At 56.3% G+C, this 24,461-nt stretch carries 23 protein-coding genes and 3 pseudogenes; 19 read left to right on the top strand and 7 right to left on the bottom strand.

What is annotated here, in order from left to right:
- Nucleotides 1-24 precede the first annotated feature (24 nt).
- Together ACHZBS_RS02115 and ACHZBS_RS02110 are read right to left on the bottom strand one after the other, a co-directional pair.
- Nucleotides 25-486, bottom strand: a complete 462-nt coding sequence (locus ACHZBS_RS02115) for an Hsp20/alpha crystallin family protein (RefSeq protein WP_319404877.1) — start codon at nucleotides 484-486, stop codon at nucleotides 25-27.
- A 69-nt stretch (nucleotides 487-555) separates the two neighbouring features.
- A complete protein-coding gene (locus ACHZBS_RS02110) occupies nucleotides 556-1,122 on the bottom strand; it encodes an Hsp20/alpha crystallin family protein (protein WP_319404876.1) in 567 nt (188 codons plus the stop codon).
- Nucleotides 1,123-1,780: 658 nt separating this feature from the next.
- Between ACHZBS_RS02110 and ACHZBS_RS02105 the strand changes: the two genes are divergently transcribed.
- Entirely contained in the window at nucleotides 1,781-2,098 is a 318-nt protein-coding gene (locus ACHZBS_RS02105) for a hypothetical protein (protein ID WP_319404875.1), read from the top strand.
- A gap of 230 nt (nucleotides 2,099-2,328) precedes the next feature.
- Nucleotides 2,329-3,021 (top strand): DnaJ domain-containing protein, encoded by a 693-nt coding sequence (locus ACHZBS_RS02100; RefSeq protein ID WP_319404874.1) that lies wholly within the window; start codon nucleotides 2,329-2,331, stop codon nucleotides 3,019-3,021.
- 462 nt (nucleotides 3,022-3,483) lie between these two features.
- On the opposite strand, the gene ACHZBS_RS02095 is transcribed toward ACHZBS_RS02100, so the two are convergent.
- The 4 genes from ACHZBS_RS02095 to ACHZBS_RS02080 are packed head-to-tail and all read right to left on the bottom strand — an operon-like array spanning nucleotide 3,484 to nucleotide 7,317.
- A complete protein-coding gene (locus ACHZBS_RS02095; RefSeq protein ID WP_319404873.1) occupies nucleotides 3,484-4,539 on the bottom strand; it encodes a cyclopropane-fatty-acyl-phospholipid synthase family protein in 1,056 nt (351 codons plus the stop codon).
- Nucleotides 4,536-5,330: a DUF1295 domain-containing protein gene (locus ACHZBS_RS02090; RefSeq protein WP_319404872.1), complete on the bottom strand. Its 795-nt coding sequence runs from the start codon at nucleotides 5,328-5,330 to the stop codon at nucleotides 4,536-4,538. Before ACHZBS_RS02090 ends, ACHZBS_RS02095 begins: the two co-directional genes overlap by 4 nt.
- 11 nt (nucleotides 5,331-5,341) lie before the next feature.
- On the bottom strand, nucleotides 5,342-6,730 hold the full coding sequence (locus tag ACHZBS_RS02085; protein WP_319404871.1) for a glycoside-pentoside-hexuronide (GPH):cation symporter: 1,389 nt from the start codon (nucleotides 6,728-6,730) through the stop codon (nucleotides 5,342-5,344).
- A 5-nt stretch (nucleotides 6,731-6,735) separates the two neighbouring features.
- Nucleotides 6,736-7,317: a chalcone isomerase family protein gene (locus tag ACHZBS_RS02080; protein ID WP_319404870.1), complete on the bottom strand. Its 582-nt coding sequence runs from the start codon at nucleotides 7,315-7,317 to the stop codon at nucleotides 6,736-6,738.
- A gap of 420 nt (nucleotides 7,318-7,737) precedes the next feature.
- Between ACHZBS_RS02080 and ACHZBS_RS02075 the strand changes: the two genes are divergently transcribed.
- The 17 genes and pseudogenes from ACHZBS_RS02075 to ACHZBS_RS01995 all read left to right on the top strand — a co-directional run bounded on the left by ACHZBS_RS02075 (nucleotide 7,738) and on the right by ACHZBS_RS01995 (nucleotide 20,979).
- The gene (locus tag ACHZBS_RS02075; RefSeq protein WP_319404869.1) at nucleotides 7,738-8,760 is read left to right on the top strand and encodes a hypothetical protein; all 1,023 of its coding nucleotides are present in this window, start codon (nucleotides 7,738-7,740) and stop codon (nucleotides 8,758-8,760) included.
- Nucleotides 8,761-9,174: 414 nt separating this feature from the next.
- Nucleotides 9,175-9,576, top strand: coding sequence for an SET domain-containing protein-lysine N-methyltransferase (locus ACHZBS_RS02070; protein ID WP_319404868.1), 402 nt, complete (start codon nucleotides 9,175-9,177; stop codon nucleotides 9,574-9,576).
- 17 nt (nucleotides 9,577-9,593) lie between these two features.
- Nucleotides 9,594-10,400, top strand: coding sequence for a crotonase/enoyl-CoA hydratase family protein (locus ACHZBS_RS02065; protein WP_319404867.1), 807 nt, complete (start codon nucleotides 9,594-9,596; stop codon nucleotides 10,398-10,400).
- 301 nt (nucleotides 10,401-10,701) lie between these two features.
- Nucleotides 10,702-12,501 (top strand): long-chain fatty acid--CoA ligase, encoded by a 1,800-nt coding sequence (locus tag ACHZBS_RS02060; protein ID WP_319404866.1) that lies wholly within the window; start codon nucleotides 10,702-10,704, stop codon nucleotides 12,499-12,501.
- 488 nt (nucleotides 12,502-12,989) lie between these two features.
- The gene (gene atpD / locus ACHZBS_RS02055; protein ID WP_319404865.1) at nucleotides 12,990-14,390 is read left to right on the top strand and encodes a F0F1 ATP synthase subunit beta; all 1,401 of its coding nucleotides are present in this window, start codon (nucleotides 12,990-12,992) and stop codon (nucleotides 14,388-14,390) included.
- Nucleotides 14,387-14,773: a F0F1 ATP synthase subunit epsilon gene (locus ACHZBS_RS02050; protein ID WP_319404864.1), complete on the top strand. Its 387-nt coding sequence runs from the start codon at nucleotides 14,387-14,389 to the stop codon at nucleotides 14,771-14,773. The genes atpD and ACHZBS_RS02050 overlap by 4 nt, the downstream gene beginning before the upstream one ends.
- Nucleotides 14,766-15,092 (top strand): AtpZ/AtpI family protein, encoded by a 327-nt coding sequence (locus ACHZBS_RS02045; protein WP_319404863.1) that lies wholly within the window; start codon nucleotides 14,766-14,768, stop codon nucleotides 15,090-15,092. Before ACHZBS_RS02050 ends, ACHZBS_RS02045 begins: the two co-directional genes overlap by 8 nt.
- Complete coding sequence (locus tag ACHZBS_RS02040; protein WP_319404862.1) at nucleotides 15,082-15,384, top strand: ATP synthase subunit I; 303 nt, start codon at nucleotides 15,082-15,084, stop codon at nucleotides 15,382-15,384. Before ACHZBS_RS02045 ends, ACHZBS_RS02040 begins: the two co-directional genes overlap by 11 nt.
- Nucleotides 15,368-16,042 (top strand): F0F1 ATP synthase subunit A, encoded by a 675-nt coding sequence (locus ACHZBS_RS02035; RefSeq protein WP_319404861.1) that lies wholly within the window; start codon nucleotides 15,368-15,370, stop codon nucleotides 16,040-16,042. Before ACHZBS_RS02040 ends, ACHZBS_RS02035 begins: the two co-directional genes overlap by 17 nt.
- 16 nt (nucleotides 16,043-16,058) lie before the next feature.
- Nucleotides 16,059-16,337: a F0F1 ATP synthase subunit C gene (locus tag ACHZBS_RS02030; protein ID WP_319404860.1), complete on the top strand. Its 279-nt coding sequence runs from the start codon at nucleotides 16,059-16,061 to the stop codon at nucleotides 16,335-16,337.
- A gap of 3 nt (nucleotides 16,338-16,340) precedes the next feature.
- A complete protein-coding gene (locus ACHZBS_RS02025) occupies nucleotides 16,341-17,096 on the top strand; it encodes a hypothetical protein (protein ID WP_319404859.1) in 756 nt (251 codons plus the stop codon).
- Nucleotides 17,093-17,944, top strand: a pseudogene (locus tag ACHZBS_RS02020) (F0F1 ATP synthase subunit alpha); the annotation flags it as partial. The gene ACHZBS_RS02025 and the pseudogene ACHZBS_RS02020, both read left to right, overlap by 4 nt.
- Nucleotides 17,925-18,161: pseudogene (locus tag ACHZBS_RS02015) on the top strand (hypothetical protein); the annotation flags it as partial. The pseudogenes ACHZBS_RS02020 and ACHZBS_RS02015, both read left to right, overlap by 20 nt.
- A 42-nt stretch (nucleotides 18,162-18,203) precedes the next feature.
- Entirely contained in the window at nucleotides 18,204-18,683 is a 480-nt protein-coding gene (locus ACHZBS_RS02010) for a hypothetical protein (protein ID WP_319409052.1), read from the top strand.
- On the top strand, nucleotides 18,637-19,515 hold the full coding sequence (locus ACHZBS_RS02005; protein ID WP_319404858.1) for a F0F1 ATP synthase subunit gamma: 879 nt from the start codon (nucleotides 18,637-18,639) through the stop codon (nucleotides 19,513-19,515). The genes ACHZBS_RS02010 and ACHZBS_RS02005 overlap by 47 nt, the downstream gene beginning before the upstream one ends.
- 22 nt (nucleotides 19,516-19,537) lie before the next feature.
- Nucleotides 19,538-20,005: a hypothetical protein gene (locus ACHZBS_RS02000; protein WP_319404857.1), complete on the top strand. Its 468-nt coding sequence runs from the start codon at nucleotides 19,538-19,540 to the stop codon at nucleotides 20,003-20,005.
- A 179-nt stretch (nucleotides 20,006-20,184) separates the two neighbouring features.
- Entirely contained in the window at nucleotides 20,185-20,979 is a 795-nt protein-coding gene (locus ACHZBS_RS01995; protein ID WP_319404856.1) for a transporter substrate-binding domain-containing protein, read from the top strand.
- A gap of 119 nt (nucleotides 20,980-21,098) precedes the next feature.
- On the opposite strand, the pseudogene carB reads toward ACHZBS_RS01995, so the two are convergent.
- Nucleotides 21,099-24,300: pseudogene (gene carB, locus ACHZBS_RS01990) on the bottom strand (carbamoyl-phosphate synthase large subunit).
- Nucleotides 24,301-24,461: the final 161 nt, after the last annotated feature.

The following is a 24,461-nucleotide window of genomic DNA, read 5'->3' as shown; positions in this document are numbered from 1 at the left end:
ATGCCTCCTTTACACAAGCGGTTATCAACTGACTGTTATCTGTTTTGGTTTGGATGCTTCTGATTTGGCAATGGCCACCGTCAACATGCCATTGACCATCTGCGCATTAACTTGGTCCGCATCAATATCCCCGGGCATACCAATCACACGCGAAAACTTACCGGCCTCACGCTCCTTCCGGTGGTACCGGATGTTTTCGCCTTCGGACGGGATCGTGCGTTCGCCAGTAATGGTCAGGTTTCTGCCGACGATCTGAATATTCAGAGCGTCCGCCTTGATCCCGGGAAGCTCGGCGCGGACATAGTACTTGTCCTTGTCTTCGGTGAGATTGACAGCCGGAAATACCCTGGCAGACAGCCAATTCATCCCCGGTCTACCCGTTACGGCTTGAGTCAGTCGATCCATCTGGCGGGACATGCGTTCAAGATCGGCAAACTGATGTTGCCAGCCTACTGACGGAAAATCGAAAAGTCTTCTTGCAAACATGGCTCATTCCTCCTTAAATTTTGGTTCAAATAATGGTAACGTGCCTCTTGAAGAATTCAATAATGCTAATCATGCGCTTTTCACTTCGATCTGCCTCACATTGGCCTGCTGTGTAGCCATTCTGGGCATGGTGACCGTCAATACCCCATTTTTGAAAGTTGCCGCTACACCCGCTTGATCGGCATCTTCCGGAAGCGAAAGCACCCGCTGAAAAGCCCCGTAGCTGCGTTCCATACGATAGTAATTTTTTTCATTCTCTTCCTTTTCGTGCTTCTTTTCGCCCCGGATGGTAAGGGTGTCGTTTACGATCTCTACTTTGACATCTTTTTTATCCACACCGGGTACCTCCACTGCAATGGTATATGCTTTGTCGGTGGCACTCAGGTCTAAAGTTGGTTTGATAATCCCATCGTTCAGGCGTGACAGCAGAGACCGATTGAACCCGGATGGTGCAATGTCGAACCCACGAAAAGCCTGATCGAAAAGACGGTCGATGTCTTGGTGAAAACGGGCTAATGACCTGCCCAGATCATGGTGCTGAGCTGGAGCCAACGACCGCTGAATTGGCACTGCGTGGCCGGCATCCTCTTCCTCTTTTTTGAACCAGTTCCACGGTATCCATTTTTTCATATTCATGTTCCACCTCCTTTCAAAGACGATTACTAATAAAAATATATTAAAAAAGTAATGTAGATTTATATACTGTCAAGGCGTATGCGACCATTTCGTTAAAATTTTTTAACATAATAATATAGAATGGTTAAAACAAAATATGGTTTGAAATCCAAAGTTAAAATAGAACCCAAAATCTGTGATGCCCCCTCTGGGATATGCAGAAGGCTACAATACATGAAAATAAATTATGATTTATTTAATAGATTCAATAGTTTTAATTATTTTTTGTAACCTTCCAGTCTTGAAATTACAAAATTTATAATTAATAATGTATATTACTAATAAAATATAATAAATATATGTAATGTAGGACAGGAGTGGATCTGACCAACGAAGTGAAATTCAAAACGAGGCGCCGTTACAATTAGACAATTTTTCGGATCTGCTGGGAAAAAATCAGTAAAGGCTACATTCAGGCTGCGCCTAGAGGTGATTTCGGTTCTCAGCATCCTATCCACTCAATTGGGTATAAAGCAGAGATCGTCCTTCGGTTTTTGATGGAAGATGTGAAAGCACTGCATGCGATTGCCAGATCGTTGACACCCGATCGCCTTGACAAGGATAAACAAATTCGAAAACATTTGTCGTAAGCCAAAAGTCCCTGTCTACGCTGTAGGCATTGGCTGAACAAGTTTCCGCATCTCGAGACGACATCGTTGAACTGTCGATACAGCGTCTGTTGCCAGTTTTCAAAAAGGAGCACAGGCGACAAAACAATCGTGAGAGGGCTTTTGCTAAAATCAAGGAACATTTAATCCAGGGGAAACCGCTAATGGATGAAATCAGGCAACTGGTGGGAGAGGATGATTCGCGCTTCCGATCATTCCAATCGGTAACGTTATCATTTGCAAAAACCTTTGCCGAAATCGAAACACTTGTCGATCATGGCAAACGAATCTATATTCTCCCGATTGAATTTATTAAAAGGGATAATTGAGGACGGTGAACAACAAGCGCAACCCTGTGGAAAATAAGCTGACAATGATTTGCCAAAGCTTAAACTGTTTACAACATCAATTTGACCACCCAAAATTAATTCGGTTTGCCGGGGGGGGGGGGGGGGGGAGCGGATGTTAAATTTCATTTGCTCACAAAGCCCATTGAAAATGTAAATACCCAAAATAAAGAGCTTTTGTATGATTGCATAAATCGACAAGGGAGGCACTTATGGCAAAAAGTTACTTTGCTATTCTCGAGGTCACATCCGATGCAACATCTGATGAAGTTCATTCGGCGTATCGCCGATTGGCCAAGGCTTTCCACCCGGATCACTATGGGGGTGACAGTGAGCCTTTTCAGCAAATCCATGAAGCCTATTCAGTATTAGGAAATCCCGTTAAGCGAAAAGCTTATGAAAGGTCTCTACCGGACCAACGGGTTAGAAGTGTTCCAGGCATCACGCCAACTTCGGAACCAGAACCGCTGATTCCTGGGAGTGGCCCTGTTGATTTGGGAAAGATTTCACCCATTCACTCCTTTGAAACGTTTTCACCCTCCTTTGACGAGATATTTGATTGGTTATGGGACAATTTCTCAAGCGTTAATCCTATAAAATCCAGTAGGGTCCAAAATCTGACGCTTGAGGTCCCAATCACCAGGGAGCAGGCGACACGAGGGGGTACCGTAACCATAAGGGTTCCAGCTCAAACGGTTTGTCGGACGTGCCGAGGATATGGACACATCGGTTACTATGAGTGCCATCGATGTGCAGGTGAGGGTACTATTTCAGGTGAAGTACCACTATCTGTCGTATTCCCTCAAGGTTTGATGAAAGACCACTCTGTAATTATCCCACTTGATCGGTTTGGCATAAGAAACCTTTATTTTACAGTGCAATTTCGTCCCAGGGATGTTGATTGACCCTGAGCGACGGTTGGACGAACCTCTTGGCGGCTGGTGTCATCGGCCTCACCAAGGTAGTGCGGTCCGCCATTTAAAACGCCGCCTCAGTATCCGGGCTGATGCTGACCACTGAGGTGACGATCGCTGAAAATCCTGAGAAAAAAGGAACCGCCTATACCACCATGTGGTGGAATGAGTAACGAAATGTGCTGATAGAGAACCGCAAAAGAGGCACACCGGGGTGGGTTCATTGGGCCTGCCTCGGTGCAGAACAAAGGAGGGCAAATGGGACGGAGATTTCGAAGAAATGAAGAGTTGGTGTCAGGAGTTTGACCATTTGCTTCCCAAAAAGAACCGTGCAGGTTACTTTACCGAAAATGCACCTATCACCCTGTATCAGACGGCAGATAGCCACAGCCCCAACCGAAAAAATGGAAAGAAGATATACAATTTAAATTTGGTAATCTGCTTCGATTCAAGTCAGCTATGCTGTCCTTCACCCACCGCCACTTTTTTCAACCGGTAGTGAGATACCATCCATTCCTGTCCATCGGCATATCCCCACAGTTCGCTGCAGGCCATGAAAAAGATCCGCCAGCGCTGAAACCACAATGCGGCATCCGTTTCTCCATAAACATCTGCCATGATCGGAATGATTGAATCTTTCCGGGCGTCCATATTGGCCAGCCAGGCATCGGCGGTTTTGCGGTAATGGTTGCCGTTGACCCGCCAGTGCTTTTCCACCATGAGGTGTTGCTGAAAACGGTAAATCAGGTCATCGCTGGGCATCATTCCGCCGGTGAAAAAGAATCGTCCCATCCAGTTGTCATCACCGCCGGTCTCGAAAGGATAGGCAAATTGGCGGTGGCTGAAGATATGAATGAAGAGGCGTCCGCGATCCTTCAGCCAGGCGTCGATTCTTGCCAGGAGCGACTGCCAGTTGCGCATGTGTTCGAACATCTCCACCGAGACGATGCGATCGAAACGTCGATCGGTCGAAAAATGGTTCATATCGGCGGTGATCACCTGAACGTTGTCGAGTCCTCGTTCCCGGCAGCGATTTTCGATGAAGCGGCGCTGGGAAATTGAATTGGAAACCGCCGTGATGCGGCTGTTGGGGTAGTGAGCGGCATTCCACAGAGTCAGGGACCCCCAGCCGCATCCAAGCTCCAGCACGTCCATGCCGTCGGCCAGCCCGGCACGTTCGGCGGTGATCGCCAGCATATCCGCTTCGGCTTGGTCCAAGGATGTTACACCGGGATTCCAGAAACCGCTGCTGTATTTCAGATGTTCTCCCATCACCCGTTCGAAAAAGGCGGCCGGAACCTCGTAGTGCTGATCGTTGGCCTTGTCCGTGGCAAGAGCCACGGGACTTTGGGCCATGGTTTTCACGAGTTCGGCAATCGCCTGCCCACGGTTACGGCCATGCCGTCCGGCTTCCGCCCTGAGCCGCATGCGGTTCAGGCGGCGGATGCCAAGCCTTACCAACGGGTCTGGAAGCCAGGCCCGTTCGGCCAGATCGATGAGCCCTTTCATCGGTTTTTCCTCCGAGGGGGCCGCGGAAAGAAGGTGCTGGTGCGGCCAATGTATTCGGCGTAGCCGGGACGCCGGGTCTTGAGAGCCGATTCGGTCAGCGGCACGCCGGTCATTTTCAGCAGTACAATGGAAATGATAATTGGACTGATCATCGTCCACCACCCGCCCGGCGTTGCCAGAGCCACCATGAAAAAACCCCACCAGATCAGAAATTCTCCGAAATAGTTGGGATGGCGGCTCCAGGCCCACAAGCCCCGGTTCATAACGAGACCGCGGTTAGCCGGATCGGCCTTGAATCGGGCCAGTTGCCAGTCGCCAACCGCTTCGAAAACAAAGCCGAACACCCACACCAGCGTTCCCATGACGTCCAGTGCCGTGAACCGGGATGGGGCTGACGACAGCTGGGCCTTCTGCAGTACCAGGGAGATGACCCAAAGAAAGACCGCCTGCAGCCAGAATACTTTGAAGAGGCTGACAATCCAGAATGGTTGGCCGCTATTTTCACGCCACTGGCCGTAGCGGTGGTCTTCCGGTTTGCCCCAGTTGCGCCAGGTCAGATATCCGGCAAGGCGCAATCCCCAGGCGGCGGTCAGGATCAGGATCAGCAGGCTTCGGCCGGCAAATCCGTTTCCCGTCCAAAAGGTGACGCCGGACACCAGCACGAACCCCAAGCCCCACAGGCTGTCTACAATGGTGACGTTGCGCCGCAATACACTGAAAATCCAGCCCATGGTCATCATCGCGGCGACGGTGGCCAGGTTGATCAGCGGTATGGTCGTCCAGTTTTCCATGGTCATTTTTCCTATCCGATCATTTCAGAGGGTTTCAGCGGGTCCGCAACCCGATGCCCCGCCTGTCGCCGGTCGATGGCCGCCCGGATGCGGCCATGGGTGTCACCGCTGATGGGATAATACAGCGCGATGGCAATGGCCAGCAGGTTGCAAATCGAAGGCACCAATGCGTAAAGGACCCGCAGGGCAAGGCGAACCGTGTCGGCCTGAGGAACATTGGGCGTGTATCCGGTTGCGCCGAGAACGGCCAGGCCCAAGCCTACGCCTACGGCGGCCGCAAGCTTCTTGGAGATGGACCACAGGCCGATATACTGGCCTTCCCGGCGGCGGCCGGTTTTCAGTTCGTCGTAATCGATCACATCCGCCTGGATGGCCGAGGGCAGGGCCAGGGTGGCACCAAATCCAATGCCGGACACCACCACCAAGACCGCGTAGATGGCGGCGTCGCCCGGACCCAGAAAAAATACGCCCATGAAGGCCCCGGTGTTGACCGCCATGGAGGCAATCCAGGTCTCTTTTCTGCCGAAGCGATGGGCCAGGCGGACCCAGACCGGAAGGAGGAGGATACCGGTCACGAAGTAGAGAAGAAGAAACAGGTTAGCCTGGCTTGAACCGAGCACGTATTGCACATAATAGAGAATCAATGTGGCCGGCAGGTTGCTGCCGATGGCGCTGATGGTATAGGCCGCCAGAAGAATCATGAACGGTCGGTTGGCAAAGACCGTTCGAAGATCCCGCCAGCCTACGGCTGCGGCGACCGAAGGCACATCGTCCCGTTCGCGGATGACCCTGACGCACCATCCGCACATTCCCACAACCAAAGGGGCATAGATCACGGAAATCCAGAAAAATTGGCTGTGTTGGCCGGCTGCATCGTTACCGGTCTGGAAGATGGCCTGCACCAGGGCCGGAGAAGCTGCCGCAGCCAGGGTGCCGGCGATCAGGAAACCATCCCGCCAGGCAAACAAGGCCGTTCTTGCGTCGGTGTCATAGGTGATCTCCGGACCCAATGACTCATAGGGAACTGTGACCAAGGTCCAAAAGAGAAACAGGGCGTAGATCCAGAAGGCAAACCAGGCAGTATTCCGGGCGATCGATGCCGCCGGGGGGTTGAAAAGAAAAATCAGGGCTACGGCGATGAGGATGGAACCGACCACGATATAGGGCCTGCGGCGACCGAAACGGGAACGGGTCCGGTCGGACAGGGTGCCCATGAGCGGGTCGGTGACAGCATCGAAAAGGCGCACGCCGAAGAGCAGGGCGCCCGCCGTGGCAATGTCAATCCCCACCACATCGGTGTAGAACTTGGGAATATACACGTACACCGGTATACCGATAATCGCCAGGGCGAAGGCCGGCAAGGCATAAGCCAAACGCGTTTTAAAGGATGCGGTTTGCATGGGGGTTAACCGTCTATTCCCAGCAGGGCGTTCTTGAATTGCGGATCATATGGGTTTTCCCCCAGCCAAAGGGAGAAAATAGCCCCTGCAAAATCCGCCCCCTCGATGACCCCCATGGGCCGACCGTTGAAGGATAGTTCCGTGCCTACGCCGGGAAGGTAGGTTAGGGCGTAGCGGTCACCTGGCTGGACATCCACGTATAGGCTGTTGTGGTAGTCGATGCGTGGCCGCAGCCTTTCGATCTCCACTGCATCCAGGTTCTTTGATAATCCCTTGTAGGTGGCCGGCCCGAAGTCCTCGCCTTTCAAGGCGTGAAAGTATTCGACTTCCAGCCGCTTGGGGGTGTCGGAAAGGATGGTTGCGGGTTCCACGCCGGGCAGGGTGTATAAGGCCCCTGCGTAGGCCCTGATGAAACGCAGATAACGCAGCACCCCGGCACCTTTGATTTCCAATGCCTGTTGGCCAACCACCACCTGTTTGTCGAAAACGACGTTTTCAACTTCGGTGGCTCCTGCCGGGTGCGCAATCATCAGAGTCAATATCAATACATATCTATTCCACTTTATCTTCAAGCTGTCATTCGCCATTCGATCACCTCACCATCCAAGCGGGCATTTGGCCACGTCTTCCGCCGCCATTGACAATTAACATTGTCAGTGGACAACGGTTTTTCAATGCGATTAGAATTGGTGGCCATTGATAGGGTAAAACTGCCACCCCGATGGCTCTCCTGGACGATTGCGGAGATCGCGGTGCGGATCATGCCGATCCGGTGAACGTTGCCAGCCCGGCATGGCAGTGATGAAGATGTTTAAATGCAACACATTGACATTGAAATAAAATTGTGTTCATCCTGCGGTATTTAATTTTTTCGTACATGGATGTGTGCTGTCAAGCGATTGACCCATCCATGTTCCCTGCAGCCATCAGCAGCACTCATTCATCCCATCAACGTTGCACCGAAGATCCCTCACGGCCTGCCGTGAAGCGGTTTCAAAGGAGTCGCCATGAAATTCGAGGCCACCAGGAAAGAGACCGTCATGCGCAATCCGCAAAAGGAGATGGCAGAAAAGCGAGTTCCCAGCGAGATCCGCATCGACCCGCTGACCGGCCGTACCGCCCGGATCTGCCATTTCATGGAACTGCATTGGGGAAAGCCGGATTTCGATGCCCTCGTGGCCGGCACCGAAGCCTGGTGTCCCTTCTGCGGGGACAAGGTGATCGAGGTAACCCCCTGCTTCCCCAAGGAACTTATCGCTGAGGGTCGCATGCAAAAAGACGACATGGTCATCTTTCCCAATATCGCCCCCTACGACAGCATCGGCGCCGTGGCCACCTTCGGATCCCGGCATTACATTCCCATGACGGCGTTCACGCCGGCCCACATGGCGGCTGCATTCGGCTTCGCCCTCGATTTTTTCCGACGTGTGGACGCTTCCGGGCATCCTGAGTCCGTCTACCACATCGTCAACTGGAACTATATGCCGCCGGCGGGAAGTTCGCTGATCCACCCGCACCTGCAGGTGTTCTCCACCTCCTCCGCCCCGAACCTCATGCGCCAGGAAATCGACGCTTCCCGGAACTACAAGGACACCCATGGATCCACTTACTGGGATGATCTGGTGGCATCGGAAAAGGATTCCGACAAGCGCTACCTTGGGCAGGTCGGCCGCACCCACTGGCTGAGCGCTTTTGCTCCCATGGGGGTTGCCGGCGATGTCCTGGCAATTGTGGAAGATGCCCGCTGCACGCTGGACCTCACCGGTGAAGACCTGAAGGACCTATCCACCGGTTTGGCTCGACTGATGGTCGAATACGACAAAATGGGGGTCTACAGCTTCAACATGAATTTTTTTACCGGCGCCCGAGGCGACGACCACTTTCGCTTTCATCTGCTTTTCTCACCTCGAACCTTCTTTAACCAGAAACTGGGAACGCCGGACATCGGCGCCCTGCGCAACCTGTTCAACGAAACGCTGTGCATGGCCTATCCGGAGGAGATCAATACGCTGCTGAAGCGAGGTTTTTGAAGCACTGCCGCTTTTTTTGGCCACCCGGTAAAAGTGGGCAAGGATGCGGAAATGGTATTACTCAGCCCGCGGCACGACTATACCCACGTGCTGGATTACATTAACAGCATAGAAAAGAGACCCCACCCTCGTTTCCTCAAGCCGCTCCCACGAAGAGCGGATTGACCGGTGGCGCCAAAATGGCATCTGCGACACAACCATCCTCCTGGGGCCGGTCGATCGATTCAATTTTACAGGCAGCTTTTCTGTGTGCCGACTGTGCAATAGATACAACAACCTACCTCCAAAGCCACATGCATCCGGGACTTTCCATTTTAATTCGACCGACCCTATGGATAACCCGCGGATTGACTTTGTCCATACCGATTGGTACACCCCTGACTGGACTGATAGGAATTCGATTGGCTACGAGCGATGAAAAATAAGCGAAAGCCCCTTTTCAGACATCCGAAGATTGTCATTTCTCCATGCGAATTTGGCCATGGGATTTTTACGACGACATTTATCCCCGCGGACACGACGCTTGAAGAGTGTCCTTATCTTCGGATCAAAGCCGGCGAATGCGGCGCTTCCCTCGATGACTATCTGTTCAATCTGGAATCAGCGGATGAAAACGGTGAGTCGGATTATTACTCCCTGGTGCTTGGATGGGGAAGCCTGTTCAATCACTCCTATGATCACAATACCGAATACTGGCACGATACCGACCGGGATCTGATTGTGTTTCACACCATCAAAGCCGTAGCTGCCGGCAGACAGCTTTTCGTCAATTACGGAAAAGAATGGTGGGAATCCAGAGCGTTGGCTCCCGAATAAATAATAAGGATTACCCGATGAGTGAAAACCAATCGATGGACGTGGAAGCAGACGGGCATGTCGCCTGGCTGACCCTATGTCGACCGGAACGGCGAAACGCCATGGGCATGGCGTTTTTTAAGGAACTGACCGATCATTTCCGTCGTTTTGACGAAGACCCTGCCGTGCGGGCGGTTGTCATCCGTGCCACCGGGAAAAGCTTTACCGCCGGTTTGGACCTCATGGAGGCCGGGGCCATGCTGACCGGCAAAGGTGCTGACGATCGGGAACGTCTGAGGAAAAAAATTCTGGACCTTCAGGAGAGCAACAACGCCATCGAGCGCTGCAGAAAACCGGTTATCGCTGCGGTTCATGGCCACTGCATCGGCGGCGGCGTGGACCTGTTGTCCGCCTGCGACATCCGGCTGGCTTCAGCAGATGCGCTGTTCAGCATTCGGGAAACACGCATCGCCATTATTGCCGATTTGGGAACCCTGCAGCGGTTGCCCCACATTATCGGCCAGGGATGGTTCAGGGAGTTGGCTCTCACCGGCAGGGACTTCACTGCCGGTGAGGCCCTTCAGATGGGGTTTGTTACCCGGGTATGCGAGAACCGGGAGGCGCTGATCAAGGCCGCCGATGATCTGGCGAAATCGATTGCCGCCATGGCGCCGCTCACCGTTCAGGGCGTCAAGGAAGTGATTAACTACAGCCGGGACAACGGGGTCTATCCCGGGCTGTCCTACGTGGCCCAGAAAAATGCCGCAAGCCTGCCTTCCGAGGATTTAATGGAAGCCGTCACCGCATTCATGGAAAAGCGTGAGCCGGTTTTTCACGGAAAATAAGGCTGTCGTTTTTCCGTTAGGGAATACAACTCGATTCCGCTTGAAAACATCGGTCCGTTGTTTATGACGGAAACTCCCTGAAGCCTATGAATTCCCTTGCAATAGAGTCCTCCAATGTGTAAGTAAACTCCGTTTCTTTGAATTTACATTGTAAATAATTAAAAACAGAAATAATAAACGGAGTTCATTGTCGCTCGGTTTCATCGGGCTGCCGTGGTGGAACCGGCAGGCGTGCGGGATAACCGCTTTACGTGCGGGTGAAGGGACGATAAGAACCCCCACGGATGACAAGGGAGGCGCCATGGTCACGTTGGATAAGCCGGACAATCTGGTTGAGATGTTTGAGGAAAGTGTGGCCAGATTCGGCAGTAATCTTTGGATGGGGACGAAAAACAAAACCAGGGACAGCTATAACTGGGTGACCTACGATCAGGTGGCCCAGCGGATTGCCAACCTTCGCGGCGGCCTGGCCCACCTGGGCATCCAGAAAGGCGATGCCGTCGGCATCATCGCCAATAATCGCGTGGCGTGGGCGGCGGCCTGTTATGCCACCTACAGCTTGGCTGGCCGCTATGTGCCCATGTATGAAGCGGAACTCGAGAAAACTTGGCGCTATATTATCGAGGATGCGGCGGTTCGGGTGCTTTTTGTTTCCAAACCGGAGATCCTGGCCAAGGTGAAAGGGTGGCCGGATGAAATCGAGACGCTCGACCACGTCGTCCTCATCGACGGTGAAGGCGAGGGAAGCATGGCGGCATTGGAGCGTCTCGGCAGGGACAACCCCGTGACCGCCGTTTATCCGGCTGCCGATGACATTGCCGGACTCATTTATACCTCGGGTACGACTGGTGCCCCAAAAGGGGTGCTGCTCTCCCACGGCAATCTCACCAGCAATGTACATGCGTCTACCAAAGCCTATCCACAGCTGGATGAAAACCTGCGAACCCTCTCATTCTTGCCCTGGGCGCATTCATACGGGCAAACCGCCGAACTGCATCTGCTCATGCGGCTGGGAGGATCCACCGGATTTGCGGAGAGCCCCCAGACCATCGTAGACGACCTGGCACTGGTGAAACCGACATTTCTCGTGGCTGTGCCCCGCGTCTTCAATCGCGTTTACGACGGTCTGAACGCCAAGATGAACGAACAGGGCGGGTTGGCCAAAAAATTATTCGACATGGGCGTCAATGCAGGGATTGAGCGGCGTCGCCTCAAAAAAGAGGGCCGAAACAGTGTTGTCAACAATCTGAAGTTGAAAATTGCCGATGCCGTCGTGTTCAAAAAAATCCGTGAGAAGTTCGGCGGCCGGCTCATGTATTCGTTGAGTTCCAGTGCGGCGCTGAGCCCCCATATCGCCGAATTCTTCGAAGATGTGGGCATCCCTGTGTATGAAGCGTGGGGAATGACCGAATTGTCGCCGGCCGGCACCGTCAACAGTCCGCAGCACAACCGGCTGGGCAGCGCCGGCAGACCGATCGATAAGGTGCGCCTGGTGATCGACAAGACCTTCGACAGCGACAACCCGGAAGAGGGTGAACTGATCGTATACGGTCCGAATGTCATGAAGGGGTATCACAACAAACCCGAGGAGACCCGGGCGACCATGACCGAGGACGGCGGACTCCGAACCGGAGACCGGGCTTATATCGACGATGACGGATATCTGCACATCACCGGCCGAATTAAGGAGCAGTTCAAACTGGAAAACGGCAAGTTCGTCTCTCCGGCGACCCTGGAAGAGGAAATCAAGCTGCTGCCCTGCGTGGAGCATACCATGATCTACGGACTCAACCGGCCGTTTACGGTCTGTCTCGTATTTCCTGATTTCATCGTCATGGACAAGTTGGCTATACAAAATGGATGGCCCACGGAACCGGCTGCCATGATAGCCCACCCGGCCGTCAAGTCCACCATCGAAAATCAGATCCTCAGCCATTTGAAAGGCAAATTCGGAACTTACGAAATTCCCAAAAAGTTCATCATTCTCAGCGAGGGTTTTTCCATTGAAAACGGTATGCTCACCCAGACTTTCAAGCTCAAGCGCCGCGAGGTGCTCAAGGTATATGAGCCGATGATCGCTGAAGCCTATCGCAAAAACTAGCGATACGGTTGCTGGCGTTGGTTCGAACCGGGTTCGACAGGACCCCGTAAGATTAACCGGTCCGGAGACCGACCTGAAGGAAACCGCAAACGCACCGTTTTCTATCCTTACCGTAGACCACCATGCACAATTAGGAACTGCATTCAGTAGCCCGCTCCAATCATGGAGCGGGCTTTTTTACTGGCGATATAACCACTGTGATGCATGAGGCAACCATCTTCTGCATCTATTTTGCATGACAATTGGTTAACTGCATCCGTCGGCCGTCCGTTTGGCAGCCCGGGCGTGCGGATGGTGCCTTAACAATAGCGATATAGACAGCCGGGCCACCCTTCGTGTCGATGGGCCCAAGCAGGGATGATCATGGCGGAATCGGCGAATCACCTGTCAGCGATGTTTACACGTTGGAAAAGGAAAACGCAGGCTCGGATAAATAAAGCCCGCACATAGCGATGCAAACAACCGGATCGGGCATCGAGGGACATGAAATGGATACGCATTCATTCCATGCTAATGGCAAACAACGCATTCCAGGACGGATCGTCAGCGTACGCGGCAATGTGGTGGACCTTGAATTTACGGAAACCCTGCCCCCCATTCATGCGCTGATCCATTCGGGTCCCGAGGGACGGGTGCTCATCGAAACCACCGTCCATCTGGACGAACAAAGGGTGCGCGGCATTGCCCTGAACGCCACCGCCGGGCTATACCGCGGCGAGCCGGCCTGGACCACCGGCGAGCCACTCAAGGCACCGGTGGGCAAGGCGCTTCTGGGGCGCATGTTCAACCTTTTTGGCGATGCCATCGATGGGGGACCGCCGCCATCGGGGATGGCGTTCCGGTCCATTCATCAGCCGCCCATCGAACTGTCCCGCCGGGTGACCTCGGAAGCGGTGTTTTTTACGGGCATCAAAGCCATTGACCTGCTGGTGCCGTTGGAGCGGGGCGGAAAAGCCGGGCTTTTCGGCGGCGCCGGCGTGGGCAAGACCGTGGTGATCACCGAACTGATTCACAACATGGTGGGCAAACACAAGGGAATGAGCATTTTCTGCGGTATCGGCGAACGCTGCCGCGAGGGCGAGGAACTGCACCGGGAGATGAAGGCCGCCGATGTGCTACCCAACACGGTCATGGTCTTCGGTCAGATGAACGAACCCCCGGGAGCCCGGTTCCGGGTGGGGCACACGGCGCTGACCATGGCCGAGTATTTTCGCGATGATCTCAAGCGCGACGTGCTTCTGCTCATCGACAACATTTTCCGGTTCATCCAGGCGGGGTCGGAACTGTCCGGGCTGCTGGGCCGGCTGCCCTCGCGCATGGGCTATCAGCCCACCATGGCCACGGAACTGGCCGAACTGGAGGAACGCATCGCCAGCACCAGCCAGGCGGCCATTACCTCCATTCAGGCGGTCTACGTGCCGGCCGACGATCTCACCGACCCGTCGGCGGTGCATACCTTCAGCCATCTTTCCGCGTCCATCGTCCTCTCCCGACGCCGCGCCAGCGAGGGATTCTATCCGGCCATCGACCTGTTGCAATCGCGGTCCATCATGCTGCAGCCGCGCATTCTGGGGGAGCGCCATTACCAGGTGGCCCGCGAGGTGCGCAGGACCCTGGCGACCTACGAGGAGTTGAAAGACATTATCGCCATGCTGGGCATCGAGGAACTTTCCCGGCAGGACCGCAAGACCGTCTACCGGGCAAGGCGCCTGGAACGCTTTTTGACCCAGCCTTTTTTTACCACCACCCAGTTCACGGGACTGGAGGGCAAACTGGTGGATATTGCGGACACCCTTGACGGATGCGAACGAATTCTGAACGACGAATTCTCGGAGCATCCGGAGAGCGCCGTATACATGATTGGCGACATCGGGGAGGCCAAGCGGTGAGACTCACGGTGTTTCAACCGGCCGCGGTGTTTCTCGACGAGACCGTGGACAAGGTGGTGGCCCAGGGGCCGGAAGGGGCCTTCGGCATTCGTCCCCGCCATCTGGACCTGGCGGCGGCGCTGGTTCCCGGCATCCTGAGTTACTGGACCCCGACGGGCGGTGAGCATTTCATGGCCGTCAACGGCGGTATCCTGATCAAGCAGGCAGAGCGGGTGCAGGTGGCTACGCGGATGGCTGTTTCAGGGACCTTGGGGGACCTGCATTCAACGGTCAGCCGCTTTATCACCGATGCGGATGAACGCGAACGGCAAACCCGTGTGGTCGTGGCCCGTCTGGAAGCCGACTTCATCCGCCGGTTTGTGGAGTTCGGGAAAAATGCCTGATCGTTTGCCAGAGCATGACAAGCGTTTCTTCGCTGCGGTGAAGACCGGCGAGAAACGCAAGCTGCGGGCTCGGGAGAAAAGGAAAGACCCGATCTGGTTCGGCTTGGGCACGTTCGGCATGGTGGGGTGGGCCGTGGCGATTCCCACGGTGCTGGGCATCTTTTTGGGCGTGTGGATCGATCTGCGATGGCCCGGTCCCTACTCCTGGACGCTTATGCTCTTGGTGATCGGGCTGGTTCTGGGGTGTATCAACGCCTGGTTCTGGATAAACCGGCAGCGAAGGACGATCGAAAGGGAGAGGAACGACCATGGACGTTGATGCGACGCGGTGGACAATGGCCTTTCTGTGGGGCGGATTGTTGGGGTTTTGCTATTTTGGCGGGTTGTGGTTGACCCTGAAGAAGATACTGGAAAAGCGTTGGCCGCAGCGATGGCTGGGGGTCAGTTTGCTTGTCCGTCTGACGGTGGCCCTGACCGGTTTCTGGGCCGCGGTGCGAACCGATGCGGGAGCGTTCTTTTTTACCGTTGGGGGTTTTTTCCTGGTCAGAATCGTTCTGACCCGTATGATTGAAAGTAAAAGCGGGGGGCGGCATCATGCAGCTCACTCCTGACGATCGGATCTGGTGGCAGTTGGGCCTTCTAAAGGTCAACAGCACCATGTTGTTCACCTGGGGGGTCATGGTTCTGTTAACCGTGATCGCATGGCTGGCCACCCGCCGTTTACGAACCGGCGTACCCATCTCGTCGAATCAGCATGTGTTGGAGGTCGTTGTTCACCTGATCGAAAAGCAGCTGGACGATATTTCGCCACGCCATCCCAGGGGACTGCTGGCTTTTCTGGGGACGTTGTTCCTTTTCGTCGCCGTCTGCAATTTTCTTTCCATTATTCCCGGCTTTGAACCTCCCACCGGGTCGTTGTCCACTACGGCCGGTCTTTCCATCTGCGTATTTGTTGCCGTCCCCATTTATGGTATCGGGGCGATCGGACTGAGACGCTATGTCGCAAACTACCTTCAACCCACCCCGTTTATGCTGCCATTTAATATCATGGGCGAACTCAGCCGGACCCTGGCGTTGTCCGTGCGCCTGTTCGGCAATGTAATGAGCGGTACCATGATCGGAGCCATCCTGCTGTTGATTGCACCGCTGATCGTTCCCATCCCCATGCAGATTCTGGGGCTGTTGACGGGACTGGTGCAGGCTTACATATTCGCCATTTTAGCAGCGGTGTACATCAGCGCTGGCATGGAGGTGGCAACAACAGCCTGAGAAAGGAGAAAATGATATGGACGCACTTGGTTGGGTTGCATTGGCTTCAATCCTGGCGGCGGGCATCTGCATGGGGATCGGTGCGATCGGGCCGGCCCTCGGGGAAGGGCGCGCCCTGGCCCAGGCATTAAGTTCCATCGCCCAGCAGCCGGACGAAACCAGTACCATCACCCGGACGCTCTTCGTGGGCATGGCCATGGTGGAATCGACAGGCATCTACTGCTTTGTGGTGACCATGATCCTCATTTTCGCCAACCCGTTCTGGAAGTACTTTCTGTCCAAGGCAGGAGGATAGATCGTGCTCATCGACTGGTTTACGGTAATGGCCCAGATCGTCAATTTCCTCATTCTGATCTGGCTCATGAATCGGTTTCTGTTCAAGCCGATCCGCAGTGCCTTGGATCAACGGGAGAAATCCATGGCCGATGCCTTGAACCGGGCTGAACAGGCGGAAAAGCAAGCCCAAATCAGGGCGCTGGAGCTTGAAGAAGAAAAAAACACTCTGGAAAATGCCCGGGAGCGCCTCATGACCGAGGCCCAGGACCAGGTGTCCAGGTGGCGCGAGGAAACCATCGCGGCCATTCGGGAAGAGGTGGAAACCCTTCGGCAGACCTTTCTGGCCAACATGACCCGCGACCGGCGGGCCTTTCTGGAAAAACTCAAACGGCACCTGGTGTGGCAGGTGATGCGCATTGGCGAGAAGGTACTCCGGGATCTGGCCGATCAGCGGTTGAATCGGCAGGTGCTCCGGGTTTTTTTGGAAAGACTGGCTTCCCGCAAGATGGCGTTGAGTCATCAGGCCCTGAAACGGGAGATCATTGTTCAATCCGGGATTCCCCTGGACGATGATGACACCCGGACGATTCGGGCGCAGCTCGGCCAATGGTTTCCGGATTGCTCCGGGATCCGGTTTGAATCTTCCCCGGATCTGGGGCTGGGCATCCAATTGGTGGTCGGCGACCGCCAGGTCGCCTGGCATCTGGCCGACTACCTGGGGGATCTGGAGACCGAGATCATGGAGAACCTGTTCAAGGACCCTCGGGTGAAGCCATGAACGAAAACGAACACAGCATTCAGCAAAGCGGGTTGGATGATGTTCTGGTGTCCATCGACAAGGCCGTCGAGAAGGGGGTACAACATTTCGCGCCCGATCTGAAGGCCGCGGAGGTGGGCCGCGTGAAATCCGTGGGGCAGGGGATCGTCTGGGCCGATGGCCTGGGGCAGGTCGGGGCCGAGGAACGCGTGACTGTGGGCCCCGATATTGCCGGAATGGTGCTGGACCTCCTGCCCGACCGGGTGGGGATTATCCTCTTCGGTCCCAGTGAAGCGGTCGGTGCCGGGGACGAGGTGCGCCGCAGCGGCCGCGTGCTCGATGTACCCGTGGGTGACGGGCTGATCGGCCGAGTGGTGGACCCCCTGGGGCGACCGCTGGACGGCAGGGGCCCTGCCGAGACCGGGCAGCGCCGCACGGTGCTTGGCGAAGCGCCGCCGATCATGGATCGGGCCCCGGTGGTCAAGCCGCTTCAGACCGGCCTGAAGGTGGTGGATGCCCTGATCCCCATCGGCCGGGGGCAGCGGGAACTGATCCTGGGGGACCGCCAGACAGGCAAGACCGCGGTGGCCCTGGATGCCATCATCAACCAGAAAGACAAGGATGTCATCTGTATTTATTGCGCCATCGGTCAGCGCAGCGCGGGGATCGCCAAGATGGCCGGTATCCTCGATCGTGAAGGAGCCATGGAATACAGCGTGGTGGTCGTGGTGGAGGGGGATGCACCCCCCGGGCTTCAATACATCGCCCCGTATGCGGCCACCACCCTGGGCGAGTATTTCATGGAGCAGGGACGGGATGTGCTCGTGGTCTACGATGACCTGACCCGCCATGCCGTGGCCTATCGCCAACTCAGTCTTCTGCTGCGGCGTCCGCCGGGACGCGAAGCCTTTCCCGGAGATATTTTTTTATGTGCACTCCAGGTTGTTGGAACGGTCCACCCATCTCAGGCAGGAGCTGGGCGGAGGGTCCCTCACGGCCCTGCCGATTGCGGAAACCGAGGCCCAGAACATCTCGGCCTATATCCCCACGAACCTGATTTCAATCACCGACGGCCAGATCTACCTGTCGCCAGATCTTTTTCAAAAAGGCGTTCTGCCGGCGGTGGACGTGGGTAAATCCGTGTCCCGGGTAGGCGGAAAGGCCCAGCCGCCCGCCTACCGACAGGTGGCCGGGGATCTTCGGCTATCTTACACCCAATTCCAGGAACTGGAATCCTTTGCCCGTTTCGGCACCCGCCTGGATGAGCGAACCAAGCAAACCCTGGGACATGGCCGGCGGGTGCGGGAGGTGCTGAAGCAGCAGGAGCTGCTCACCATGAGCGCCGGTGAGCAGATTGCCGTGCTGTTCGCCGTTGCCCAGGGCTTGATGGACGACATTCCCGAAGATAAGATGAGGCAGGCCGAAACCATGATCCTTGAAGCGGTAAAAATCGGGATTCCCGATTACGATCACACCCTGTCTGCGGCTGAAAACGACGACCCGATATGGAACCGGTTGACCGGCCTGATTACGGCGGCGCTACTGCCGCTCAAGGAGGAACATGGCGACACTGGAATCCCTGAACCGCAAGATCAAGACCGCCCATGATCTGTTGGGCGTGGTCAGGACGATGAAAAGTTTGGCCGCCGTCAATATCCGTCAGTTCGAGCGGGCGGTGGCGTCGCTGGAGCAATACCGTTTGGTGGTGGACATGGGATGGACGGTCTTCCTGCGCATGGGCCGTCCGATGGATACCCCGTCCCGCAACCTGGGGCGCATTTGCCTGGTGGTGGGATCCGACCAGGGCATGTGCGGCCCGTTCAATGAATCGCTCTGGCCATTTGCTCATGAGCATGCCAATGCACAAGCGACCGGCGGACAGAGTTGGGTTTTCTGGAGCGTGGGAGAAAAGATTCACGGCATTCTGGCCGATGCGGGGGTTCCCGCGGATGTCCATTTTCCGGCACCGGCAGGGCTGAACGCCGTCAACGAGCAGATCCAGGCGGTGATTGGCAAGATCGAACAATGGCGGTCGGCAAAAAAACTGGAGCAGTTCGGCATCTGCCATCACGTGCTCGGAGAGCACGGGGGGTATGTACCGGTATTTCAGCGCGTCCTGCCCTTGGATGCGTCCTGGGCCGACAAGCGGCGATCCACCCCCTGGCCCAACCGCTGCCTGCCCATGCTGGGGGCTTCGCGGGAAACCGTGTTCACCCACCTCTTCAGGCAGTATCTATTCATTTCGTTCTACCGGGCCTTTGCCCAGTCATTGGCCGCCGAGAACGCGGCCCGGCTCATGGCCATGCAGGCGGCTGAGAAAAACATCATGGACCTTCTGGACGACCTGCAGGCCCGCTTCAGGGAACAGCGGCAGGCCGGCATCACCAATGAACTGCTGGATATTATCTCCGGCTTCGAGGCGCTCAGTGACCGGCCCTGAACCACAAACCCAAGGCATTGACATGGAAAACCATCGTCCGATTGAAATAGCGGCTATTGTCGGCATACTGCTGGTCGGGGCGGGGCTTTTCGTGTGGGCGATCCTCCTGTCGGATGCGGTTCCCACTGAATACCGCAGCGCCTCACCCGGGTACAACTGGGGGTGGAGTTTCGATTACGAGACCGCCATGCAGAATGCCGGCAGGCTGGGGGAACAACCGTTTCCCTGGCCGGCTAGGGAAATTGCCAACGGCTTGCTGCTCCCGTTGGACCAGCCGTTGCTGTCCCAGGGGCTGAAGCTCACCTACCGGGGCATGACGGACAACGGTAATTTTCGTCTGGATATTGTAATTCAGGGATTGGACGCCGGCGTCACCTATGCCCAGGATTTCGATGTCGCCGAGGCCCGGCTTGGTTTCATGATCGCTGATCGGCGCTTTACGCTGGAGAAGATTACGCCGCGCTACCTTCGTCTGCACCCGGCCGATTGATGATCGGCATATAGGGATTCAGTCGGTGGATCGGTTGACGATGTGGGGATCGTCGCGCCTGACCTGAACCCGGTAGACGCCGGTGTGTGGCGGTGCGTAAGGATAATACTAGGGAACCTGCTGAACAATGCCCTCGAAGTGGATATTCTGGAAAAGTATTTCAGCGATGTGAAGACCTTATGAGAGACGGCGGGGGAAAACATATATCGACGCGGGGCATATTCCTTCTATCCGTTTTCGTCCATCTTTGTTGGGTTTCGATTGCATGCCCTCAGCCCCAAAGCGAAATCAACAGCATTCGGATTGCCACCCCATCGTGGGAAAATGTCACCAAAAAAGACGGCACCGGGCTCTATTTCGATATTCTGCACAAGGTCTACGATCCTTTGCAAATCACCATCGCTTACAAAATCGTTCCCTGGAAACGCGCGATGTTGATGCTCGAACATCGTGAAGCGGATGCGCTGCCGGGGGGCTATTTTGTGCCCAAGGACCAGGCGAGCGATATTTTCCCCCGATATCCCATTGGCGGCGAGACATTGTGTGTCCTCTCGAAAAAAGGCAAAATCAGCGAGTGGAAAGGCCAGCAAAGCATCGCCGGAAAGCGAATCGTATGGATACGAGACTACAATTTCCATAAATTTCTGGATGTTCAGGTTAGATGGTGGGAGATCGACCATGAGTATCAGGGATGGAAACTGGTGGATATCGGCAGGGTTGACTTTTACATGGACAATCTGAACTTCCTGAACCGATACATCCGGGCGAAGACCATCGACAGGGACCAGTACGATATCCATATCGTCGTTCAAAAAGCCCTTTACCTGAGATTCGCGGATACCCCGCGATCCAGACAACTTATCGAACGCTACGATTCAATAATGCCGTCATTGATCGAAACGGGGGAATTGAAGAAGCTGTTCGAAAAGTGGGGTTTCCCTTACCCATCCTTTGCTCCGCGAGTTGATGACTGACCTCCCTTCATGAGAATATCGGGAAGCAAGGCAATCCGATATTGGCGCCTGTCCGGCACAGTTCATGCTGAATTTCAAGCGAGCCCCTGATGATGATGTTCCTGGGTGCCAATGATCTTTCAATCGATCCGGGCATGGTAGTCCTGCAGGGAGCGTACCTTGGGGGCGCCTTCCCGCCGGGCGGCGATGCCTTTGGCCGCCGCGATGGCTGCCGCGGTGGTGGTGATATAAGGAATCTTATACTTGATGGCCGCCCTGCGGATGTTCGAGCTGTCCTGGGCGCTTTTGCTGCCGCTGGGGGTGTTGACGAGCAGCTGAATGTCGCCGCACTTGATGGCATCCACCAGGTTGGGCCGCCCCAGGTCGAGCTTGGAGACGGCCTCGGTGTCGATGCCGCGCTCCTTGAGAAAGCGGTGGGTGCCTTCGGTGGCCATGATCCGGAAGCCCAGCTCCCGGAACCGGCGCACGGGTTCGATGGCGGCGGTCTTGTCCCGGTCGGCTATGGTGAAGAGCACGGTTCCCTCCAGCGGCAGTGCGGTCTGGGTGGCCTCCTGGGCCTTGAAGAAAGCCCGCCCGAAGGAGTGCGAAAGCCCCAGAACCTCGCCGGTCGAGCGCATCTCCGGCCCGAGCACCGGGTCCACCTCGGGGAACATGTTGAACGGAAACACCGCCTCCTTGACCCCGTAATGGGGTATCCGGCGGTCTTTGAGCTGCAGTTCGTCGAGGGTGCGCCCCAGCACGACCTGGGTGGCCACGCGGGCCATGGAGAGTCCGCAGACCTTGGAGACGATCGGCACGGTGCGCGAGGCCCGGGGATTGGCTTCCAGCACATAGACCGTGTTGTCGTAGATGGCGTACTGGATATTCATCAACCCGACCACGTTGAGGGTCGTAGCAATCCGGCGCGTGTACTCCCGGATCGTGTCGATGTGCTTGGGCCCCAGACTGATGGGCGGAATGACGCAGGCCGAATCGCCGGAGTGGATGCCGGCCAGTTCGATATGCTCCATCACGGCCGGCACGAAAGCATTGCGGCCATCGGCAATGGCGTCGGCTTCCGCTTCGATGGCGTTGTCCAGGAATTTGTCGATCAGGATGGGGCGCTCGGGCGAAAGCTCCACCGCCGCGTTGACGTAGCGCGCCAGCATCCCGTCATCGTGAACGATTTCCATGCCCCGGCCGCCCAGGACATAAGAAGGGCGGACCATCAGCGGGTAGCCGATGCGCGCGGCGATCGCCCGTGCCTCTTCGAGACTGGCCGCCATGCCCGATTCGGGCTGGGGGATGCTCAGTTCCTCCATGATCTTCCGGAAGCGGTCGCGGTCCTCGGCCAGATCGATGGTATCCGGCGAGGTGCCCAGGATGGGAACGCCGGCATCGGCCAGTTCGCGGGCGATGTTGAGCGGGGTCTGCCCGCCGAACTGGACGATGACCCCCTCGGGTTTCTCCTTGGCGGTGATGCTCAACACGTCTTCCACCGTCAGGGGCTCGAAATAGAGTTTGTCCGAGGTGTCGTAATCGGTGGAAACCGTTTCCGGATTGCAGTTGACCATGATGGACTCGTAACCGGCGTCACGGATCGCCATGGCGGTGTGGACGCAGCAGTAGTCGAATTCGATGCCCTGGCCGATGCGGTTGGGTCCGCCGCCCAGGACCATGATTTTGGGCCGCTCGCTGACCGTGACCCGGTCCGGTGCGTTGTAGGTGGAGAAATAGTAGGCGGCGTCTTCGACTCCGCTCACCGGTACCGGTTCCCAGGCCTCGACGATGCCGATGGCCGTGCGCTGCTCCCGAATGGTTTTTTCCGGCACCGCCAGCAGCCGTGCCAGGTACCTGTCGGCAAACCCGTCCTGTTTGGCGCGCTTGAGCAGATCTTCAGGCAGCGGACCGCCCCGGTAGGCCAGAATCTCCTCTTCCAGCGCCACCAGTTCCTGCATCTGCTCGATAAACCAGGGTTTGATATGGGTCACGGCGTGAAGGTCGTCGATCGTAGCGCCCTTGCGCAGCGCCTCGTACATCATGAACTGACGCTCGCTGGTGGCTACGGTCAGCCGCTGCATCAGGGTCTCCAGCGAAAGGGTATTAAAGTCCCTGGCGAAACCCAGGCCGTAGCGGTTGATTTCCAGGCTGCGGATGGCCTTCTGGAAGGCTTCCTTGTAAGTTTTGCCGATGCTCATCACCTCGCCCACGGCCCGCATCTGGGTGCCGAGCCGGTCCTCGATGCCCTCGAATTTCTCGAAAGCCCAGCGCGGAAACTTCACCACCACGTAATCGCCCGATGGCGTGTATTTTTCCAGGGTACCGTCTCGCCAGTAGGGAATTTCATCCATGGTCATCCCTCCGGCCAGCAGCGAGGAGACGCGGGCGATGGGAAATCCGGTGGCCTTGGAGGCCAGGGCGGAGGAGCGTGAGGTGCGCGGGTTGATTTCGATGACCACCACCCGGCCGGTTTTGGGATCGTGGGCGAACTGGACATTGGTTCCGCCGATGACCTCGATGGCCTCGACAATGGCGTAGGAATATTCCTGGAGGCGCTGCTGGAGGGCGGGAGCGATGGTCAGCATGGGCGCCGTGCAGTAGCTGTCGCCCGTGTGAACCCCCATGGCGTCGACGTTTTCGATAAAGCACACCGTGATCATCTGGTTTTTGGCATCCCGGACCACTTCCAGTTCCAGCTCTTCCCAGCCCAGCACCGATTCTTCCACCAGCACCTGGCCGATCAGGCTGGCGGCAATCCCCCGGGCCGCAATGATCTGCAGCTCTTCGACATTGAACACCAGGCCGCCGCCGGTGCCGCCCATGGTGTACGCCGGGCGGATCACCACCGGATAGCCCAGCTCCCGGGCGACCTGTTCGGCCTCCGCCACGCTCTGCACGGCCTGGCTGCGCGGCATGTCGATGCCCAGGCTGTTCATGGTTTTCTTGAAGGCGGTGCGGTCTTCGCCGCGCTCGATGGCCTCCGGGCTGACGCCGATGGACCTGTATCCCGTAGGCCTCCAGTACCCCCTGACGGTGCAGATCGGCGGTGAGGTTCAGGGCGGACTGCCCACCCAGGTTGGGCAGCACGGCGTCGGGCCGCTCGGCGGCGATGATTTCGGTCAGCACCTTGACGTTGAGGGGTTCGATGTAGGTCACATCCGCGAGACCGGGATCGGTCATGATCGTAGCCGGGTTCGAATTGACCAGCACGATCTCGTAGCCCAGGGATCGCAGAGCCTTGCAGGCCTGGGTTCCGGAATAGTCGAATTCACAAGCCTGCCCGATGACGATGGGGCCGGAACCGATGATCAGAATTTTATGGATGTCCTCGCGTCTGGGCATTTTTCCTCCTGGCAGATTGGTTGGCGATCGGTTGTCGCGGGCGTGGGCGTTATTTCAGATAAACTTTTTGTAGCTAAATTAAGCAGGACTTAAAATCAAGGGGAACTTGCCAAAACTGCTGCTTTCGGAGGTATTCAGGGGACACCGGGGACCCGCGACAG

Source organism: uncultured Desulfosarcina sp. (assembly GCF_963664155.2).
Classification (GTDB): domain Bacteria; phylum Desulfobacterota; class Desulfobacteria; order Desulfobacterales; family Desulfosarcinaceae; genus Desulfosarcina.
Note: the sequence above shows the minus strand (reverse complement) of the source record. Positions and strands in the feature narration are given on the sequence as shown.

Bases quoted from the DNA above. Each gene is read 5' to 3' on its own strand.
- ACHZBS_RS02115 (WP_319404877.1), bottom strand. From the start codon at position 486: ATGTTTGCAAGAAGACTTTTCGATTTTCCGTCAGTAGGCTGGCAACAT.
- ACHZBS_RS02110 (WP_319404876.1), bottom strand. From the start codon at position 1,122: ATGAATATGAAAAAATGGATACCGTGGAACTGGTTCAAAAAAGAGGAA.
- ACHZBS_RS02100 (WP_319404874.1), top strand. From the start codon at position 2,329: ATGGCAAAAAGTTACTTTGCTATTCTCGAGGTCACATCCGATGCAACA.
- ACHZBS_RS02095 (WP_319404873.1), bottom strand. From the start codon at position 4,539: ATGAAAGGGCTCATCGATCTGGCCGAACGGGCCTGGCTTCCAGACCCG.
- ACHZBS_RS02090 (WP_319404872.1), bottom strand. From the start codon at position 5,330: ATGGAAAACTGGACGACCATACCGCTGATCAACCTGGCCACCGTCGCC.
- ACHZBS_RS02085 (WP_319404871.1), bottom strand. From the start codon at position 6,730: ATGCAAACCGCATCCTTTAAAACGCGTTTGGCTTATGCCTTGCCGGCC.
- ACHZBS_RS02080 (WP_319404870.1), bottom strand. From the start codon at position 7,317: ATGGCGAATGACAGCTTGAAGATAAAGTGGAATAGATATGTATTGATA.
- ACHZBS_RS02075 (WP_319404869.1), top strand. From the start codon at position 7,738: ATGAAATTCGAGGCCACCAGGAAAGAGACCGTCATGCGCAATCCGCAA.
- ACHZBS_RS02070 (WP_319404868.1), top strand. From the start codon at position 9,175: ATGAAAAATAAGCGAAAGCCCCTTTTCAGACATCCGAAGATTGTCATT.
- ACHZBS_RS02065 (WP_319404867.1), top strand. From the start codon at position 9,594: ATGAGTGAAAACCAATCGATGGACGTGGAAGCAGACGGGCATGTCGCC.
- ACHZBS_RS02060 (WP_319404866.1), top strand. From the start codon at position 10,702: ATGGTCACGTTGGATAAGCCGGACAATCTGGTTGAGATGTTTGAGGAA.
- atpD (WP_319404865.1), top strand. From the start codon at position 12,990: ATGGATACGCATTCATTCCATGCTAATGGCAAACAACGCATTCCAGGA.
- ACHZBS_RS02045 (WP_319404863.1), top strand. From the start codon at position 14,766: ATGCCTGATCGTTTGCCAGAGCATGACAAGCGTTTCTTCGCTGCGGTG.
- ACHZBS_RS02040 (WP_319404862.1), top strand. From the start codon at position 15,082: ATGGACGTTGATGCGACGCGGTGGACAATGGCCTTTCTGTGGGGCGGA.
- ACHZBS_RS02035 (WP_319404861.1), top strand. From the start codon at position 15,368: ATGCAGCTCACTCCTGACGATCGGATCTGGTGGCAGTTGGGCCTTCTA.
- ACHZBS_RS02030 (WP_319404860.1), top strand. From the start codon at position 16,059: ATGGACGCACTTGGTTGGGTTGCATTGGCTTCAATCCTGGCGGCGGGC.
- ACHZBS_RS02005 (WP_319404858.1), top strand. From the start codon at position 18,637: ATGGCGACACTGGAATCCCTGAACCGCAAGATCAAGACCGCCCATGAT.
- ACHZBS_RS02000 (WP_319404857.1), top strand. From the start codon at position 19,538: ATGGAAAACCATCGTCCGATTGAAATAGCGGCTATTGTCGGCATACTG.
- ACHZBS_RS01995 (WP_319404856.1), top strand. From the start codon at position 20,185: ATGAGAGACGGCGGGGGAAAACATATATCGACGCGGGGCATATTCCTT.